Origin of the sequence: Sporosarcina sp. P13, assembly GCF_002743055.1 — a bacterium.
GTDB lineage: Bacteria > Bacillota > Bacilli > Bacillales_A > Planococcaceae > Sporosarcina.
Window position 1 is genome coordinate 1 of the sequence record NZ_PDYM01000005.1, and the last position, 19,272, is coordinate 19,272.

Below are 19,272 nucleotides of genomic sequence, written 5' to 3' on the forward strand. Positions count from 1 at the left end.
CCGTCCGCCGCTAACAGTTAGAAGCAAGCTTCTAACTGTTCGCTCGACTTGCATGTATTAGGCATGCCGCCAGCGTTCGTCCTGAGCCAGGATCAAACTCTCCATAAGACTGACAGTCGATATGCCGCGAATTGCGTCGTCGATTTCAGTCGTTTAGTCAGTCACGTACCTGAGTACGCTCCTTCCTTCTCTTCCTCATCTCCTAGCACTTCACAACACCTCGCCAGTCAGTAGAACAGAAATTCGATTAGCTCGAGTTTCATTTGCTGGCATCAATTAAGATACTCATTTTGTTTATGTCACCGACAGAGTCGATTTACAAACATTTATTTCGTTAACGTTTTGCTGTTCAGTTTTCAAGGTTCATTGCAGTGCTTGTCTCGACTGCTTATTAAATATACCAAAGGGGTTCAATAATGTCAACAACTTTAAATATCTTTTTTAAAAATATAGACTGTATTTCTCCCCCCCTTCTTCATCAAACGAATACAAACAAAGAAAAAACCGCTCCCCTATTGGCCGGAGAGCGGTTTTTTATGTCTATTCAATATAAATGAAATACAATATAAATATCACAAACAACATGTACATGATTGGATGAATCTCTTTTCTTCTACCGCTAACTAACATAGTGATCGGATAAAAGATAAAACCAATTGCGATTCCCGTGGCGATACTATACGTCAACGGCATAGCGATAACTGTAAAGAATGCAGGTACAGCGATCTCAAAACGGTTCCATTCTATGTTCCCTAATGTAGAAACCATCAATACTCCTACAATAATCAGAGCTGGGGCAGTCACGGCTGGTGTAATGACTAGCAGTAATGGCGAGAAAAATAACGCCAATAAAAATAATACTGCTGTTACTATGGAAGCAAATCCCGTTTTCGCCCCTGCAGCAACGCCGGCTGTAGATTCAATATAAGATGTCGTCGTCGATGTTCCCATTGCAGCTCCCGTTACGGTTGCCAATGAATCAGCTAGTAATGCTTTACCTGCACGTGGAAGACGATCCTCTTTCATAAGTCCCGCTTGTGTTGCAACCGCCACTAACGTGCCTGCCGTATCGAAGAAGTCAACAAACAGGAAAGTAATAACGATCACAAGAAATTGAGTTGTCATTAATGAAGCGGGATCATTAAAGATTGCATCGAATGCCGCGCCAAACGTCGGAGCAACGGACGGAATTTTATCGACTACTTTATGTGGCACTTCTATTAGACTGACTGCCATACCTAAAACTGTAGTCAAAATCATTCCATAGAAAATGGCGCCTTTAATTTTACGAACCATCATAATGATCGTCACAACTAACCCGAAAATCGTTAGTAATGTAGGGCCCGCAGTTAAATCACCTAGACCTACTAAAGTATTCTCGTCTCCTACAATGATCTTCGCGTTCTGCAATCCAAGGAAGGTAATAAATAAGCCGATACCAGCTCCAACTGCGAATTTAAGCTGTGCTGGTATCGCATTAATAATCATTTCACGCAACCCAGTTAATGAAAGAACGATAAAAATCAATCCAGAAAATAGAACACCTGTTAAACCAATTTGCCAAGGTATTCCGTATGTTAACACTACTGTAAAGGCAAAAAACGCATTCAGTCCCATACCAGGCGCTAAACCAATTGGATACTTCGCTATTAACCCCATAAATAACGTTCCGACCGCTGCTGAAAGTGCTGTAGCAACGAAAACGGCTCCTTTATCCATTCTCATGGAATCAGGCAAATCTGGCACAACATCTAAAGACAGCATAATTGGATTGACCGCTAAAATATAAGCCATTGCCAAAAATGTAGTGATTCCACCGATAATCTCGCGACGGTAATTGGTACCCAGCTTATCAAACTCAAAATACTTTTTCATCTTGACCTTCCTTACTCTCATTATCTAAAAAGAGGCATACGAATGATATTCGCATGCCTCTAGTCAATCCAATAGAAGATTCTCTTCTATTTCGGATCGTAGTCGAAACATTTACGGTGCTTCGGTAGAGACTTCCAGGCCATATTCCTAGCGTTATACGATCATATTCAATTAATTATTTTATTCCCACTCGATTGTGCCAGGTGGTTTCGCCGTAATATCATATACGACACGGTTGACTTGATCGACTTCTGTAGTAATACGCGTACTGATCTTCTCCAGTACATCCCACGGAATACGTGCCCAGTCAGCTGTCATACCATCTACCGAATGAACTGCTCTGATTCCAATTGCGTAATCATACGAACGCTGTTCATTACGGACACCTACACTGCGAATGTTCGGTAAAACTGCAAAGTATTGCCAAATCGCACGATCTAACCCTGCTTTTGCGATTTCATCACGCAAAATCCAGTCTGCATCACGAACGATTTCTAACTTATCTACTGTAATTTCACCAAGCACACGAACACCAAGGCCAGGACCAGGGAATGGCTGACGGTTAACGATTTCTTCAGGTAAACCAAGTTCCGCACCAACTGCTCGAACTTCGTCTTTAAATAACGCACGAAGAGGCTCGATCAATTCGAAGTCCATATCTTCTGGCAAACCACCGACATTATGGTGTGATTTAATAGTAGCAGATGTAGCTGTACCACTTTCAATGATGTCTGCATAAATTGTACCTTGTGCTAAAAATTTGATGCCGTCTAACTTAGCAGATTCTTCATCGAACACATAGATGAATTCATTACCAATGATCTTACGTTTTTGTTCTGGATCTGTAACGCCTGCAAGCTTATTCAAGAAACGTTCGCGCGCATCAACTTTGATGAAATTCATGCTGAACTGTTCGCTGAATGTCTTAACGACACTTTCTACTTCACCTTTACGAAGCAAGCCGTGATCAACAAAAATACATGTTAACTGGTCGCCAATTGCACGGTCAATCAAAGCAGCTACTACTGAAGAGTCCACTCCACCACTCAATGCACAAAGAACTTTACGATCTCCGACAGTTGAACGAATTTTCTCTACTTCGATATCTATGAAACGATCCATCGTCCAATCGCCTTTTGCTTTACAAATATCGAAAACGAAATTGCGTAAGAATTCCTTACCATGTTCTGAATGATGCACTTCCGGATGAAATTGAATCGCATAGATTTGTTGTTCATCATTTGAAATTGCTGCAATATTGCCAGCAGAGTCTTTTGCAGTCGCTGTAAACCCTTCTGGTAATTGCGTAACATTCACACTGTGAGCAACGTAGACATTTTGCTTCTCTGTTTGACCTGCAAACAATGGTGATGTTGTATCCACTGTAATCTCTTCTGTTTGAGCAACGCAGTCTGCCGTCTTTTCAATTGCACCACCTAGATGATTCACGATTAACTGCGTTCCATAACTAATACCTAGAACTGGAATGCCTAACGTGAATATTTCCGGATCAATCTCATATGCAGAAACATCTTCAAAAGATGCCGTTCCACCAGAAAGTACGATACCTACTGGATTCATTGCTTTTAATTCTTCAACAGTCGTAGTATGCGCATGTAATTCACTGTATACACCAAATTCACGGATTGTTCGCGTGAAGAGCTGATTATACGTACTACCGTAATCGAGTACCACCATTTTTTCTTGTTCGACTAACAAAGGAGCATTTGACAACTGATCCACCTCTTCCAATTTAATAGTGCCGATTCACGCCTCAACTACAAAAGACGCGTTAGAAAGTCAACTTTCCACGCGCCCCCTTCCACCACAGTATACAAACCATTCTATACAATGATGGTTGACGTTCGTTAGTGCAAGATATGTCGAGGCCATATCAAGCATTGATTCGCTATTTATTTTACTCATATTTCAAACAAAAATCAACAAATAGTGCTAATAATTAAATCTTCCCAAACTTCATTTAACTTATGCCATTCTTGTGATTGAACATCTTTTCCGTATACACCCTTTTCATAAGCTTGTGTCAATATACGCATACGGTCACCACCATACTTTTCATCCACCATTTTCGCATAATGCGATAGTGTCATTCCCGCTTCTTTCTTTATTCCCGCGCGATTCAGTTGCCGTAATAATTGGCTATACTGTTGTTCAAACTTCTGCCAACCATCCGAACGTTTACGAAGTTTGCGTACATTCCATTTCGGAAGCCACGTTCCCCTAAGTCGATAAGCAAATGCAACCCCGCCAGCAAGCAAGAGAATCACTATGACATATAACCACCATTGTCCAATGAACCAAAGAACTTTTTCTTTTAGCTTCTTAACTAATTGGGATGACTTATTTTTCTTCTGAGTCGGCTGTACTTTTTCTACTTGTGACGCATCTTGTTGCTTTACACTTCGCTCTTTTTCGACCAATTCCGCAGTATCCAACTTTATATCTGTCGGATGCGTAAAACCAATCGTTGGCTCAAAGGGCATCCAGCCTATTTCCGGTATATACGCTTCTACCCAAGAGTGCGCTTCGTCATTCGTTACACGATAGACACTTTTCCCTGACGCTTTGTATGATAATTCCCCTGGTGCAAAACCTTTTACCCAACGCGAAGGTATTCCAGCCGAACGAAGCATTACCACCATAGACGTAGAAAAATTATCACAATAGCCCCTTTTCGTCTCGAATAAAAATTGATCTACATAATCTTGATCCTCACCCGGAATTGCTACATTTTGCGTTTCATATATAAATCCACTTTTCTTAAAGTATTGCTCCACCGCTTTAACTTTATTATAGACACTCATTTCAGTTTCCGTAATTGATAAAGCCAACTCTTCTACACGCCGCGGAAGGTTTTCTGGCAGTTGGGTATAATTAGTTAAATCTTCCGTGACCGTCTCAAAAGCGAGCATCTCCGTTTTTTGTAATTCGGACATCGTATATTTTGGTGGTACGTATTCCACTTCATACTGTTCCAATTCTTCTTGAACACCCATCAATAGATATAAGCGATTCGCTGCAATCTCATGCATAATCGAAAGTGGTTCAGGATATAGAACTTTCTTGGTACCATAGGGTGTCACGAGAAAGGGCAACTTTTCACTAAATTGAAGTCTTGCGTAGGACGGTTTAACATCGTCAGAATCCCATAAATTTTCATTGGTCCGCAAAATCTCTGTAGCTACTTCTTTGTTCTGGATCCAACCTTTTGAAGTATACGTATCCTTCGTTTCGATTCGCCAATATTGACGATTCTTTACAGCCACCTCAAACACTAACTGATGATCTTGGACAAAGGCACCACCGAGTTGGGAATCATCGGGATCATATCCCGCTTTCGAAACACCTTCTCCTTGTTCATTTCCATCAGCTCCAGCTAATGATAATAAAAACGGCACTGGATCAGGCCAAGCCGGCGGATGAACAGGTGCATTCTTAGCGAGCAAACCGACAATCGATACGAAAAAGAGCAATGGAAGTGATAAAAGAAGTAAACGTTTCGGACGAATTGATATCCGTTCCTCCCCCGTCAAATGGATAAGCGTTACATAACCGACGACTAGCAGACCGACAATCATAATTCGAACAATAGAAGCTGAGGCATCATACGGACTAAACGTATCAAGCAGTGCAACGAATAAGACCGTAAGTGCAAAAAACATCATCATACTATTACGTACTTCAATCCAATACCGGATTAAATAAGCAATCATCCAAATTAATATAAATAGTAGAAGCGTACGGAATGAATTAGATAACTCCCATAGCTCCCCCTCAACTAAGTACAGAACATTTTGCTTCACATCCGCTAAAATGATGGCAATCGTATCTGTAGATAATAGTAGTTGATCAAAGTAGATATAATGAATTGCCCATAAAATATAAAGCACTTGTAAAGGTGCACTGATCCACCAATTCACATCAACTAACGCTAGGATAAAAAACAGCAGGATATAAATAAAAAACAAAGACGCATATCCGAAATCTGTCAGTTCCACGATGGGAATAAACCATTCCCAAAGCAAGATGACACTTAATCCATACAAGAATAATAAGGCTTTCCAATTCAAACGGCTCTTCTTCAAGATGTCACCGCCTCTTTTAGTACCAATGAAATATTCGATTGGCTAATCAGCCGGACGCTAATACCTAGTTTCCTAACTTGCACAACTATTAACTCCAAATCTTTTGTAATCGAATTTCCATCGACTGCTACAAAACAAATAATCGCGGACGGTCTACGATAGCCTTCTAGCACTTGATTTATGAATTCCATTCGAAGATTTCCGGTAATCACTAACAATAGATCATCCTTATCGGTATGCTTCATGGGCAAAGATAGGGTAGATGTTTCTTTTGGCTGAATTTTCGCCAGATGAACTAACGCTTGTTCCAGTTGATCGGTTGAGCGAATATCAAGATGCCGTTGATCAGAAAGCAATAACGTCAGACTTGCTTGATGCTGCCGAGCAGTCACAAGAATGGATGCTGCAAATCCCACTACTGCCTCAAATGTTTCTGACGGTGCACAATCGAGTAACACCATAAACTGTTCGGATTGTTGATCATCAAATTCTTTAGTCATTAACTTTTTCGTGCGTGCAAAAGATTTCCAGTGAATCCAGGATAACCGGTCACCCGTTGCATATTCTCTAACACTTGAAGGCAAAGTCGCTTCTCTTACTAGCATATAAGCTGACATTTCCCTCCCTTCACTCGTTCCAAAAGAAGATGATTCATAGACCAGCTCAGTCAGTTTCGGATATACGAGAAATGTATCCCCTACCGCAAACACCCTACGTTTTTTAATCCAATTAAAAAAGTCCACTACTTCAATTTCTATGCTTGGCAATATATATTCCCCACGCTTAATACTCGTCAATGTGTAGGTGAATGAATATTCTTTGCGAAATCCTAGTAACACCATTTGTTGAACTTTACGTTCTTTCCCTGCGAATCGCCTACAATCTGTAATGACCGTGTACAGTAGTGGGAACGGCCATTTCCTTTTCACTACCAAGCGAACAGTCACTCGTCCGTCACTCGTTAATTGACTGGATTCTATTTGACGTTTTACGGTGAAGTCGCGTAATGGATACAAATTAAGCAACATCGAATATGTAATAAAAGGGAGGATCATATAGAAAATAAACCAACTAACAAACCCACCTTGAAATTTCGAAAAGACATAAGCAATGATCCCGATGCCAATGACACCTGCAGTACGTCCGATTGATTTTATTCGCTTCATATAGTAGAAGACCTACGTATTGGCACTTCTAATCGATGTAAAATTTGACGAACGATTTCTTCAGGTTTTGCACCTTCATACTTAGCTTGCGGACGCAAAATCAATCGATGCGAAAACGCGTATGGCGCTAAATACTGCACATCATCCGGTAAAACGAAAGAGCGCTCTTGGATAAATGCATAGGCTTGGCAAGCTTTCATAAGCGCTAATGAACCGCGAGGACTAACCCCTAATGACACTGACTCATGTTGGCGTGTCGCCTCAGCGCAATCTACTATATAAGAAACAATCGTATCGTCCACGACCACTTCTTGAACTTGTTGTTGTAACTCCAATAATTCATCTATTGTCAAAACTGATTGAATTTGTTCGATGGGCACCTGTCGTTCCGCACGCTTTAAAATATCTATTTCTTGTTGTTTCGTCGGATAGCCCATTTTCAATTTAAAAATAAAACGATCTAACTGCGCTTCAGGCAACGGATAGGTCCCTTCATATTCAATAGGGTTTTGCGTTGCCATAACAAAAAATGGTTTCGGTAGCTGAATTGTCGTACCATCTACAGTAATTGAGGATTCTTCCATACCTTCTAATAAAGCGGATTGCGTTTTGGGTGACGTACGATTGATCTCATCTGCTAAAACAATATTACCGATTAAAGGACCGGGGCGAAATTCAAATTGCATCGTTTGTGGGTTGTAAACAGAGACGCCCGATACATCTGAAGGCAATAAATCTGGCGTAAATTGTATACGCTTAAATTGTGCACCTATCGTTGTTGCGAGTGCTCTAACTAGCATCGTCTTTCCAACACCTGGCACATCTTCAAGCAAGACGTGACCCCCAGCGAGTAATGCCGTTATACTTAACTCCGCAATTTCGCGTTTTCCGACAATCACTTTCTCTATATTCGTCAATACCTCTTCAATCCATTGTGAATGCACGGCGTTCCCCCCCTTCTCTATTTATTTACTCCGTTCATCTATATGTAATTATCATACCCGAAACCAATTCTTCCGACAAACAGAAAAACTGCCGGTCTTTTGTATAAAAGACCAGCAGCCATTATTTCCAAAAGTCGTCAAACACCGTGATCGGCAAATGTCGTTTATGAGTTGAACGCAAATAATGTCCTTCTATTTTCTTTCTTGCTTCATCAGAAACTTGCTTGCCTTCTAGATAATCATCGATTTCATCATACGTTACGCCTAGGGCAATTTCATCGGGTATCGCAGGTTTATTACCTTCAAGATCGGCTGTAGGGATTTTTTCGTACAGATGTGGGGGGCACTCTAGCGCCTTCAGTATTTGTTTTCCTTGGCGCTTATTCAGCCGATAAATTGGCATAAGATCCGCTGCACCATCTCCAAATTTCGTATAGAAACCTGTAATAGCTTCTGCCGCATGATCGGTTCCGAGAACGACGGCGTGATGAACAGCTGCTACCGAAAATTGGACCTTCATACGCTCGCGTGCTTTTTCATTACCTTTATCAAAATCGGTAATATGTATACCCGCATGTTTTAGCGCCCGTTCACTCGCATCGACTGCTTCCTTGATATCTACTGTATATACTACCGAAGGACGGATAAAGCGCAGTGCATCCTGACAGTCATCTTCATCGAATTGCACACCATATGGTAAACGAATGGCATAGAAGCGATAGATTTCCTCCCCTGCTTCTTCATTCAATTCATCAACTGCCATCTGCGCCAACTTACCGACTAATGTAGAATCCTGTCCACCCGAAATACCCAGTGTCATTCCTTGTAAAAATGTGTTCTTTTTCATATACATTTTTAAAAAGTCAATGGAAGTTCGGATCTCTTGCTGCGCATCGATTTCCGGCTTCGCACGTAACATTTGGATAATTTCTTGCTGCAATGTCAACGCTCCCACTCCCTTGTCATTTTGTATAATTGCGTACCATTTCATGAACTTCTTCTATATTACGTCTTTTGTTGTCCCAACACTTCTGACTTAAATCGACAGGATATTCTTCAGGATTCATGGAACGTTTATATTCCTCCCACAACAAATCTAGATTGCTGTTGGCATATTCACGAATAGCATAGACGGATGGATTTTCATAAATAACATCTCCACCGCGAATCACTTGTTCGTGGAGATTCACCGCTTTGAAATTCGTTACAAACTTTGAGATAAATGTATGCACTGGATGGAACATTTTAATACGTTCTTCTGATGCCGGATCCTCATCATGCATCGTAATATAGTCACCTTCTGCTTTACCGTTTTCCAAATCTATAATTCGATACAGCTTTTTGCGTCCAGGCGTTGTCACTTTTTCTACATTCGCCGAGATCTTGATCGTATCTTCCATCTCACCATCACTATTTTCAATCGATACAATTTTGTAGACCGCCCCAAGCGCTGGTTGATCGTAAGCTGTTATTAGCTTCGTACCGATTCCCCAAATGTCCACTTGGGCCCCCTGTGCTTTCAAGTTCAAAATCGTGTATTCATCCAAATCATTGGACACGACGATTTTAGCATCCGGGAAACCCGCTTCATCGAGCATACGGCGCGTTTCTTTGGATAAGAACGCAATATCTCCACTATCAAGTCGAACACCGATAAAGTTAATGCTATCGCCAAGTTCCTTAGCTACTTTGATTGCAGTAGGCACTCCAATTTTCAATGTGTTATACGTATCCACTAAGAATACGCAGTCTTTATGGCGCTGTGCATATACTTTGAACGCTGTATATTCGTCTTTATATGCTTGTACGAATGAATGGGCATGTGTGCCTGAGACAGTTAAACCGAAACGCTTCCCTGCTCGAACATTACTCGTTGACTCCGCTCCACCAATTATAGCTGCGCGTGCGCCCCATATCGCCGCATCCATTTCATGTGCACGACGACTACCGAACTCCATGACGATATCATCTTTCACTACTTGTTTAATACGGCTCGCTTTCGTACTGATCAACGTCTGGTAATTCACGATATTAAGTAAAGCTGTTTCAATTAACTGTGCTTCAATAAGATTCGATTCAATCCGAATAATCGGTTCGTCAGCAAATACTAACTCCCCTTCCTTCATTGAATAGACGTCTCCTGTAAATCGGACATCTTTCAAATAATCAAGGAAGTCGTCAGCGAATCCAAGTTGTTCACGCAAATAAGCTAAATCGCTTTCAGTGAATGAAAACTCCTGTAAGTATTTTAATACATGCTCCAGGCCTGCAAAAACTGCATAGCCATTACCAAATGGGATTTTTCTGAAATACACTTCGAATACAGCTTTCCTCTCGTGTACCCCATCTGCCCAGTAAGACTCTGCCATGTTTATTTGGTATAGGTCTGTGTGTAACGCTAAGCTGTCGTCTTGATATAATGAAGTCATAGTCGTCTCCTTCTTCCGCTACAATAATGGTTTCATTATACACTATTTCCCCTTTCTCTCCGCAAAGTAACCATCTTCTGCATCTATTAAACATGAAACTTTTATTATTAGCATTTCATATATATAAAGGAGTGATGATAGTGAGTTCGATTTTACCTAATCACATGTACCTTCTTTATATTAGGAATCACCCACCACAATATAAGTTGCTTTAACTGGACCATGTACACCTACGACTAAATTCATTTCGATATCAGCCGAGTTGCTTGGGCCGGTGATGAAGTTGATGCAGGAAGGCACCAATTCGCCGTTGTCGAGTTTTTCACGGATTAAATCGGCAGCTTGTGTAATTCTCGGAACAAGGGTACTTTTCGGGATTATAGCTATATAATGTGTCGGTAGCAAACTGACGGAGCGTCCTTTGTCTGCGCTACTGAATAGCACGACAGTACCTGATTCTGCAAGTGTCAGATCACTGAATGTGATACCGACATTCGCTTGCTCGGCTCGTACGATATTCTTATCGCCAAGTGTCGTGTCCCAACTGTTCACTTCCATCTCTTCAGAAGGCCACTTTGTCTCAATTAAATCAGACAAGCCAAATTCTGCAAAGCGTGGATCTTTCCAAAGTGATAATGGTCCGCCACCATATAACTTAACTGTTTCGTTCAGCGCATTCGCCAAATTTGCAAGTGTTGTCTCAACTAAATCCGTATGAATCTGTTGGCATTGTTTTCGAAGTACTTCAAGCAATTCATCTGCAGAAGCATCTGTAAGTACCGCACGTTGTGGTTGATACTTCCATACCGGTTTCTCCACTTGCATTTTCGGCTCTCTACCAAGCCGCGTTGCAATTTCTCCTAGAAAACTATCACGGTTTTGAATTGTTCCTGCCATGTTTATTTACCCCCTTTCTGATCATAAAACCAATCACGGAAGCGCGTGTTACCTACTGCAGGAAATTCTCGCAAGTCCGTCCAATCTTTTAATGGACCAGGTCCTTTTGAAATTCGGTTATTTTTCGTTAATGGCTTCATTGCAGTCGATGCCACTTTCGCACCCATCGAATATAGCGGATTAGATGAAGCTCCGATTCCAAATGCTTTCATGGCAAGTTTTTCTGAAATAGGCGAACGACCTTCCTCTTCCACGATGACTCGTCGATGCTGATGAAGTAATTCATGAAGTGGGATTTTCACTGGGCAAGCATCTGTACAAGCTCCGCATAATGTGGAGGCAAAAGGTAATTCTTTGAAATCATCATAGCCACCAAGCAAAGGCGATAGCACCGCACCGATCGGCCCTGAATAAATCGAGCCATACGAGTGACCACCGATATGACGATACACTGGACAAACATTGACGCATGCTGCACAACGAATACATTGCAACACCGATTGGAATTCAGTACCTAGAATTTCTGAACGACCATTATCAACTATCACCAAATGAAATTCTTCCGGTCCATCGGCGTCCCCTGCATCTCTAGGACCAGTTAGTGCCGTGACATAACTAGTCAACTTCTGTCCGACCGCACTGCGAGTCAATAAACTGACTAACACTTCAAATTCCTCAAATGAAGGAACGATACGCTCCATGCCCATTACCGTAATCTGCGTTTTCGGCAGAGCAGATACTAGACGCGCATTCCCTTCATTCGTTACGAGACTAATCGAACCTGTTTCCGCGATGGCAAAGTTACAGCCAGTGATCCCGATATCCGCCGCCAAAAATTCCTGTCTCAGCTTTTCACGTGCATGTAATGCCAATTCCTCTGGTTTCGACGTGTTCTTATAATCGAGTTTTTCGGTGAATACAGCACGAATTTGTTCTCGGTTTTTATGGAGTGCCGGAGCCACGATATGCGATGGTGGATCGTGATCATCTACTTGTAGAATATACTCCCCTAAATCTGTCTCGATGACTTCGCAACCAGCTTCTTCTAATACCGCATTCAAATTAATTTCCTCTGTCACCATCGATTTTGATTTAACAACTTTCTTACCTTCTTTTTTCACTATGACGTCACGAACGTAAGCGCTTGCTTCTTGTGCTGTTTTAGCAAAGAATACATGACCTCCACGCTCCGCTACGTTCTCACTTAGTTGATATAAATAATAGTCTAGATTTTCTAGTACATGCTGACGGATTTCTTCACCATGAGAGCGCCACTCTTCCCAGCTTCCGAGTTCTTCAGCAGCATCCAGCTGACGACTATGCAATCTCTCCTGTGCACTTGCCACTGCTTTACGCATAAAGTCATCGGAAATATTGTCCTTTGTACGCTCATTGAAGTTTTTCGTGCTAAATTTCATCGACATAAACATTCACCTCATTTCTATTCGCGGCTATTCAGTACTTGCGCTATGTGCATGACGCGAATCGACTTGCCTGTTCGCTCTGCGCGTCCACCGATATTCATCAGACATCCGCAATCCGCTCCGATTAAGTAATCCACTTCCGTTTCCATCGCACTGTTTACCTTCTCGTCTACCATCTGTTCTGAAATATCGCCCATTTTGACAGAAAATGTCCCACCGAATCCACAGCAATTATGACCGTTCGGTAATGGGATCATTTCTAAACCTTCGACTTGGGCAAGTAATTTCTTTGGTTGTTCTTTCGCTCCTAGTAATCTCGTCATATGGCACGACGGATGATAGGTTGCTTTTCCCGTTAGTTTCGCACCAACATTTTCAACTTCTAAAACATCTACTAAAAACTGCGTGAACTCATACGTTTTATCCGCAAGTTTCTGTGCTTTGTCTCTCCACTGTAAATCATCATTGAATACTTCTGGATACAATTTGAACATCCTTGCGCAAGACCCTGATGGTGTGACAATATATTCAGCGTGTTCGAATGTCTTAATCATGTTTTTCATCGCAGCCTTTGAACTTTCTACGTAACCGCTATTATAAGCCGGCTGGCCGCAACATACTTGCCCTTTAGGAAACGACAGTTCACACCCTTGTCGCTCTAACACTTCTACCATGTCTTTTCCCACGTCAGCATAAAACATATCTACTAAGCATGTGATAAATAAACTAACTTTCATATTCACTCACCCCTTTAAAAGAAATCAAGTCACTTCTATGTGCATACAATCCGCTGTCGTATCTCAATCTATTCCATCGCACACGCGGAAGTCAATGTTTTTAGAATAGTCAATCTTCAAGTGCCGGAATTCTCCCCTATTTGTGGAACTGAATCTAATTTATCTACAAGCGTTAATTCGCCACAACGTATTAATTCTACTAACGTTTCCGCTACTACTTCGTAAATCTTTTTCGGCTTAAAATATTTGTATTTTGCGTTCGGCCACTCTTGTCTTGTGAAATCATTATAGTCTATATTTGTCTACCATGTGCATTCTATATATTTAAAAGACAAAAAAACTAGAAAGAGCAAAGTCTAGCTAGCTCTTTCTAGTTTACTTAGTAATGAATACTTTCTACGAACTTGCATTTCTCACATTCTCGATGTGTAGTTGATTCTGTAAATCGATGAATGCAATTAGCTTGTATCTCGTTTAATTGCAATTCCAATTGACGCAAACTTTGACGTTGTAAAGCAATGAGATGTACTAACGAATTCGCCGTTGACATATGACTCACTCCTTATTCAGAGATAGATTTCCGCACCTGACTTTTTGAATTCATCTGCTTTACTTTGCAAACCTTGTTCAATTGCTAGCTTTTCTTCCAAGCTATTTTCATCTGCATACTTACGTATATCGTGGGAAATTCGCATACTACAGAATTTGGGTCCGCACATAGAACAAAAGTGAGCTACTTTCGCACCTTCAGCCGGTAAGGTTTCGTCATGATATTCCATGGCACGCTCAGGATCCAAGCTTAAATTGAATTGATCCTGCCAACGGAATTCAAAACGTGCTTTAGATAAAGCATCATCACGTTTTTGTGCATTCGGATGTCCTTTCGCTAAATCCGCTGCATGCGCTGCTATTTTATACGTAATGACGCCTTCGCGTACGTCCTCTTTATTCGGTAAGCCAAGATGCTCTTTTGGCGTTACATAACAAAGCATCGCCGTACCAAACCAACCAATCATCGCTGCCCCGATTGCAGACGTAATATGATCATAGGCAGGCGCAATATCTGTCGTCAACGGACCTAATGTATAAAATGGAGCTTCTTGACATATCTCTTTTTGCTTATCCATATTTTCTTTGATCAAATGCATCGGGACGTGGCCTGGCCCTTCAACCATCACTTGCACATTATGCTTCCAAGCAATTTTCGTCAGCTCACCAAGCGTTTCAAGTTCTGCGAATTGGGCCTCGTCATTGGCATCTGCAATTGAACCCGGACGTAAACCATCTCCTAAAGAAAAAGCAATATCATATTGTTTCATAATTTCACAGATTTCCTCAAAGTGTGTATAAAGAAAACTTTCTTGGTGTTTTAACATACACCATTGCGCCATAATTGAACCGCCACGTGACACGATGCCCGTCATACGATTCACTGTCATAGGAATATAACGCAATAACACCCCCGCATGAATCGTGAAATAGCTAACACCTTGTTCCGCTTGCTCGATTAACGTATCACGAAACACTTCCCAGGATAGATCTTCCACCCGACCATTTACTTTTTCAAGTGCTTGATAAAGCGGCACAGTTCCAACCGGTACAGGAGAGTTCCGAATAATCCATTCACGTGTCGTATGAATATTCTTTCCTGTAGATAAATCCATAATATTATCTGCACCCCAACGTGTAGCCCATGTCATCTTCTCAACCTCTTCAGTAATCGATGAGGACACTGCAGAGTTGCCGATATTGGCATTAATCTTAACATGGAACTTACTTCCGATAATCATCGGCTCCGCTTCTGGATGATTGATATTGCTAGGGATAATTGCCCGTCCTCTAGCGACTTCATCGCGAACTAGCTCTGGATCTACCGATTCACGAATTGCAATAAACTCCATCTCAGGTGTAATGATTCCTTGTCGGGCATAGTACATTTGTGTTACATTACGTCCTTTTTTCGCACGTAACGGTTTGCGTTTTAATAAAGGAAATTGCTGAGCATTGTTCATCTGTTCCGACGTACGAAAACCGTTATCTTGCGGCTTCACTTCTCGTCCTTCGTATTCTTCCACATCATTCCGCTCAAGAATCCAAGCTCTTTTAATCGCAGGAAGTCCTTTTTCTATATCTATTTCATATTCAGCTTCTGTGTACTTTCCACTTGTATCATAGATTCGCAAAGGTTCATTTGGAAATTCTCCTTGCTCAGTCACAGTGGATGATAAGGTGATTTCGCGCATTGGGACAAGGATATCTGGACGACTACCTTGTACATACACCTTTTTACTTGCCGGAAAACACGTATGAATCTGGATTTCTTCTGTTGCTTTTTTCACTTTGTCATCGTCTCCTTTTTCGAGGGTAGACCATGACTACATACAAGTAAAGGGAATCGACGAAAAAAAGACCAGTCCCATCGTAATGGACCTGGCCTTCTAAAACGCACAAATAAGCACGTCGATTGAAAGATAAAACTTCCCCACGCTGGTACGAGCCAGATCAGGTCCAAAGAGTTCGGAATGCTTGCGATTCATTTCATTCCATCTCAGTCCAGTTTAGCTGGACACCCCTAGTTATGATTATTAAATTGTCGAACATTTCCATTTTAGCATAGACTTCTACATTGTCAACCAATTGTCTTTGAACTATTTTCCAACTGATGCAACTGCGCCTTTACTTCTTTTCCATCTCGGTACCCCGACAAGCTACCGTCTTTTCCAACGACCCGATGACAGGGAATCACTAGCAGCAACGGATTATTTCCGATGGCAGAAGCTACTGCTCGAACAGCAGATGGTTTGCCAATGCTATTAGCAATGACTGAATAACTGACCGTGTCCCCATAAGGTATTTCTTGAAGGGCGTGCCATACTTGAAGTTGGAATGGCGTGCCTTGTCGATCAATCGGCAAGTCTATAAAATCTGTCTGTACACCAGATAAATACTTAGCAATTTCATTTGCATAAGTTGCCAACCTATTAGCACCTTTCACCATTTCTACTTTACCGAATTTCTTGTAACACCAGTCGAACATACATTGTTCGCTATCGTCAGCCAATCCTACGTAACAAAGACCTTGTTCAGTAGCTGCCAACGTTACTTGCCATTTAACAAATTGAAACTTGGTCCAATACACCAATACCTTTACACCCTTTCAGTTAGCCGAATAACTTCAAACCAACAGCCCCTACTATAATTAACGATAAAAAGAAGATGCGCTTAACGCTAGCAGACTCTTTAAAAATGACAATCCCCATTACTACCGCACCCGCCGCACCAAAGCCTGTCCAGATAGCATAAGCTGTACTCATTTGAATTTCACGCATAGCAAGGGATAGAAATACAAAGCCAAAGCTAAAGATGCCCACAATAAGAAATAATCGTTTCATCGAACGCTTCTGTAAATAATAATTGATACTTATGACACCAAAAATCTCTCCTAGACTGGCAATCACTAAGTAGACCCAAGCCATGATTAATCGCCTCCTTGCTGATCGGCTTCATCCGTTGTCATCTTAATACCGACGACTCCGATTACAATCAACGCGATAAATGACAAGGTGATCCATGTGAAGCCTGCTTTGAAAACAAGTATATCCACTATTAAAATCGCAGCGGCTCCTGCTCCCGTAAATACAGCATAAACAGTTCCTGATGGGAGTTTCTCACACGCTTTAATGATGAAGTAAAAACTACTGATAATCGCTACGGTCGTACCAGCCCATTGCAAAAAAGTCCCCGAGTAGCGTAATCCAACTACCCAAAAGATCTCTACGAGCGCCGCTAAAGCGACATAACCCCAAGCCAATGCGTTCGTCCCCTTTCACTCACTACGTACCTTTTAGTATAACAAATCTTTAGGCGGAACAAAAAATGAACCCATCATCTAAGAGGGTGACTTGCATCTACTATGTCCGCATGATAGAATGAGTTTGTCTATAGTATTGCCTATATTATGAATATTCTTATCGAGAGAGACGGAGGGATAGGCCCAAAGATGTCTCAGCAACCAGCCGTATCGGCATGGTGCTAATTCCAAGGGTGAACACTCACCTTGAAGATGAGTATATGACAAACTAACTTGTATGTTCGAGGGCCTATTCGAAAAGAAGAGGTCTTTTTTTATTTTTCTAAGGGGGATGAAGGTTGATGACAAACAACGGATTAGAAACAAGATTAGTACAATTAGGAAATAACACAGATAAGAGAACTGGTGCGGTCAATACCCCTATTTACTTATCGACTGCTTATCATCATGAAGGACTTGGAAAATCTACTGGATATGATTACACGCGAACAAAAAATCCGACACGCTCCGTTCTAGAAGAGGGAATCGCTAATCTAGAAACCGGCGATCAAGGGTTTGCTTGTAGCTCTGGAATGGCAGCAATTCAGCTAATTCTATCTCTGTTCAAAACAGGCGATGAAATACTTGCGCCCGAAGATTTGTATGGTGGAACCTATCGTTTGTTCAATCAATACGAACAAACGTATCAGATTACGACACGCTACTTATCATTTGAAGATGTCGCGGAAGTGGAACAGGCAATTACAGAGCGCACAAAAGCAATATTCTTGGAAACGCCTACAAATCCGCTTATGTTGAATATAAATATTTCAATCTATGCAGCGCTCGCAAAAAAGCACAACTTACTGTTAGTTGTCGATAATACATTCTTAACACCCTATTTCCAGCGTCCGATTGAAGAAGGTGCAGATATCGTCATCCATAGCGCAACAAAATATATCGGTGGGCATAATGACGTGCTTGCTGGTCTAGTTGTCGCAAAAGGTGAAGAACTTTGCGAGCGTTTGTTCACGAATCATAACGCGATTGGTGCAACACTTTCTCCACTTGATTCATGGCTCATTGTCCGCGGGCTGAAAACGTTACACTTACGTATGAAACAACATGATGCCAATGCAAAAGCGATGGTTGCCTATTTGGAAGAAGAACCTTTAATTGTGGATGTGCTCTATGCGGGAATCGGTGGCATGGTATCTTTCCGTGTACAAAATAGCGAATGGGTTGGTCCATTCCTAGAAAATATGCAACTTATTTCATTTGCGGAGAGCCTTGGCGGAGTGGAAAGTTTCATCACATACCCAACGACACAAACACATATGGATATTCCAATCGAAGAACGGAATCGTCGCGGCGTCGATGATCGTCTACTACGTTTTTCTGTAGGCGTTGAAGATATTGAAGATTTAATCGCCGATGTTAAACAAGCACTTTATGCTGCAAAAGAGGCAGTAGAAGGCGTGAAAGTTCAATAAGTTTACTTGTCTTAGAATTTTTCATAAAGATACAAAAAAGACATCCAACTAGGATGTCTTTTTTGCATTAATGAGCTTGCTGCCATTTTTTCTTTTCATTTGAGTAAACGACTGCTGCCGGGGCTGCAATGAATGCTAGTGCTGCGATTCCCGCTAACATACCTGTCATCTCTTGGTTTCCTAAAGAAAATCCTGCTGCTGCACCAAATCCGATTCCTGCCAAAACTGCCAACACAACTACTTTATACATTGTACACCCCGACCTTTCAAGTTATGATTCCGAATATTTCGTTGCTTTTAGCATACTCCCATTGAGAACGTTTTTCAAGTATAAATGAGAATATTTTTCATTGAATGATTAATTTATTTGTAGTCTATGCAGTGAAGGAAAAAGTTATGTTTGTTCACGTC

General features: G+C 41.4%; 17 protein-coding genes, 1 rRNA gene and 3 riboswitches. Of the genes, 1 reads left to right on the forward strand and 17 read right to left on the reverse strand.

The features are described from left to right. From CSV79_RS04070 to CSV79_RS04140, 16 genes are all read right to left on the reverse strand, one after another. Window positions 1-108, reverse strand: a 16S ribosomal RNA gene (locus tag CSV79_RS04070); the annotation flags it as partial. A gap of 432 nt (window positions 109-540) precedes the next feature. Then, complete coding sequence (locus CSV79_RS04075; RefSeq protein ID WP_099687761.1) at window positions 541-1,875, reverse strand: NCS2 family permease; 1,335 nt, start codon at window positions 1,873-1,875, stop codon at window positions 541-543. A 79-nt stretch (window positions 1,876-1,954) separates the two neighbouring features. Then, window positions 1,955-2,056: riboswitch (purine riboswitch) on the reverse strand. Further along, window positions 2,056-3,573, reverse strand: a complete 1,518-nt coding sequence (guaA, locus tag CSV79_RS04080) for a glutamine-hydrolyzing GMP synthase (RefSeq protein WP_099687891.1) — start codon at window positions 3,571-3,573, stop codon at window positions 2,056-2,058. It overlaps the preceding riboswitch by 1 nt. A gap of 242 nt (window positions 3,574-3,815) precedes the next feature. Then, window positions 3,816-5,981, reverse strand: coding sequence for a transglutaminase TgpA family protein (locus tag CSV79_RS04085; RefSeq protein ID WP_099687762.1), 2,166 nt, complete (start codon window positions 5,979-5,981; stop codon window positions 3,816-3,818). Beyond that, window positions 5,978-7,147 carry a DUF58 domain-containing protein gene (locus CSV79_RS04090; RefSeq protein WP_099687763.1) on the reverse strand — a complete coding sequence of 390 codons (1,170 nt, stop codon included), beginning with the start codon at window positions 7,145-7,147 and terminating at the stop codon, window positions 5,978-5,980. Before CSV79_RS04090 ends, CSV79_RS04085 begins: the two co-directional genes overlap by 4 nt. Further along, a complete protein-coding gene (locus CSV79_RS04095) occupies window positions 7,144-8,091 on the reverse strand; it encodes an AAA family ATPase (protein WP_099687764.1) in 948 nt (315 codons plus the stop codon). Before CSV79_RS04095 ends, CSV79_RS04090 begins: the two co-directional genes overlap by 4 nt. 121 nt (window positions 8,092-8,212) lie before the next feature. Beyond that, window positions 8,213-9,037 (reverse strand): ammonia-dependent NAD(+) synthetase, encoded by an 825-nt coding sequence (gene nadE, locus CSV79_RS04100; protein ID WP_099687892.1) that lies wholly within the window; start codon window positions 9,035-9,037, stop codon window positions 8,213-8,215. A 16-nt stretch (window positions 9,038-9,053) separates the two neighbouring features. Further along, the gene (locus tag CSV79_RS04105; RefSeq protein WP_099687765.1) at window positions 9,054-10,520 is read right to left on the reverse strand and encodes a nicotinate phosphoribosyltransferase; all 1,467 of its coding nucleotides are present in this window, start codon (window positions 10,518-10,520) and stop codon (window positions 9,054-9,056) included. A 180-nt stretch (window positions 10,521-10,700) separates the two neighbouring features. Continuing rightward, window positions 10,701-11,417 (reverse strand): LutC/YkgG family protein, encoded by a 717-nt coding sequence (locus CSV79_RS04110; RefSeq protein WP_099687766.1) that lies wholly within the window; start codon window positions 11,415-11,417, stop codon window positions 10,701-10,703. 2 nt (window positions 11,418-11,419) lie between these two features. Continuing rightward, complete coding sequence (locus tag CSV79_RS04115; protein WP_099687767.1) at window positions 11,420-12,841, reverse strand: LutB/LldF family L-lactate oxidation iron-sulfur protein; 1,422 nt, start codon at window positions 12,839-12,841, stop codon at window positions 11,420-11,422. Window positions 12,842-12,858: 17 nt separating this feature from the next. Beyond that, the gene (locus CSV79_RS04120) at window positions 12,859-13,578 is read right to left on the reverse strand and encodes a (Fe-S)-binding protein (protein ID WP_099687768.1); all 720 of its coding nucleotides are present in this window, start codon (window positions 13,576-13,578) and stop codon (window positions 12,859-12,861) included. Between the two features lie 379 nt (window positions 13,579-13,957). Then, window positions 13,958-14,128: a hypothetical protein gene (locus CSV79_RS16735; RefSeq protein WP_158232461.1), complete on the reverse strand. Its 171-nt coding sequence runs from the start codon at window positions 14,126-14,128 to the stop codon at window positions 13,958-13,960. A 16-nt stretch (window positions 14,129-14,144) separates the two neighbouring features. Further along, complete coding sequence (gene thiC / locus CSV79_RS04125; RefSeq protein WP_099687769.1) at window positions 14,145-15,917, reverse strand: phosphomethylpyrimidine synthase ThiC; 1,773 nt, start codon at window positions 15,915-15,917, stop codon at window positions 14,145-14,147. 123 nt (window positions 15,918-16,040) lie between these two features. Then, a riboswitch (TPP riboswitch) is annotated at window positions 16,041-16,162 on the reverse strand. Between the two features lie 45 nt (window positions 16,163-16,207). Beyond that, entirely contained in the window at window positions 16,208-16,717 is a 510-nt protein-coding gene (locus CSV79_RS04130; RefSeq protein WP_233201369.1) for a methylated-DNA--[protein]-cysteine S-methyltransferase, read from the reverse strand. A gap of 22 nt (window positions 16,718-16,739) precedes the next feature. Beyond that, entirely contained in the window at window positions 16,740-17,054 is a 315-nt protein-coding gene (locus CSV79_RS04135; protein WP_099687771.1) for a DMT family transporter, read from the reverse strand. Window positions 17,055-17,056: 2 nt separating this feature from the next. After that, window positions 17,057-17,389, reverse strand: a complete 333-nt coding sequence (locus tag CSV79_RS04140) for a DMT family transporter (RefSeq protein ID WP_099687772.1) — start codon at window positions 17,387-17,389, stop codon at window positions 17,057-17,059. 154 nt (window positions 17,390-17,543) lie between these two features. After that, window positions 17,544-17,648: riboswitch (SAM riboswitch) on the forward strand. A gap of 82 nt (window positions 17,649-17,730) precedes the next feature. On the opposite strand from CSV79_RS04140, the gene CSV79_RS04145 reads away from it, so the two are divergent. Beyond that, window positions 17,731-18,861, forward strand: a complete 1,131-nt coding sequence (locus tag CSV79_RS04145; protein ID WP_099687773.1) for a methionine biosynthesis PLP-dependent protein — start codon at window positions 17,731-17,733, stop codon at window positions 18,859-18,861. Between the two features lie 67 nt (window positions 18,862-18,928). On the opposite strand, the gene CSV79_RS04150 is transcribed toward CSV79_RS04145, so the two are convergent. Continuing rightward, window positions 18,929-19,111: a hypothetical protein gene (locus CSV79_RS04150; RefSeq protein WP_099687774.1), complete on the reverse strand. Its 183-nt coding sequence runs from the start codon at window positions 19,109-19,111 to the stop codon at window positions 18,929-18,931. Window positions 19,112-19,272 lie beyond the last annotated feature (161 nt).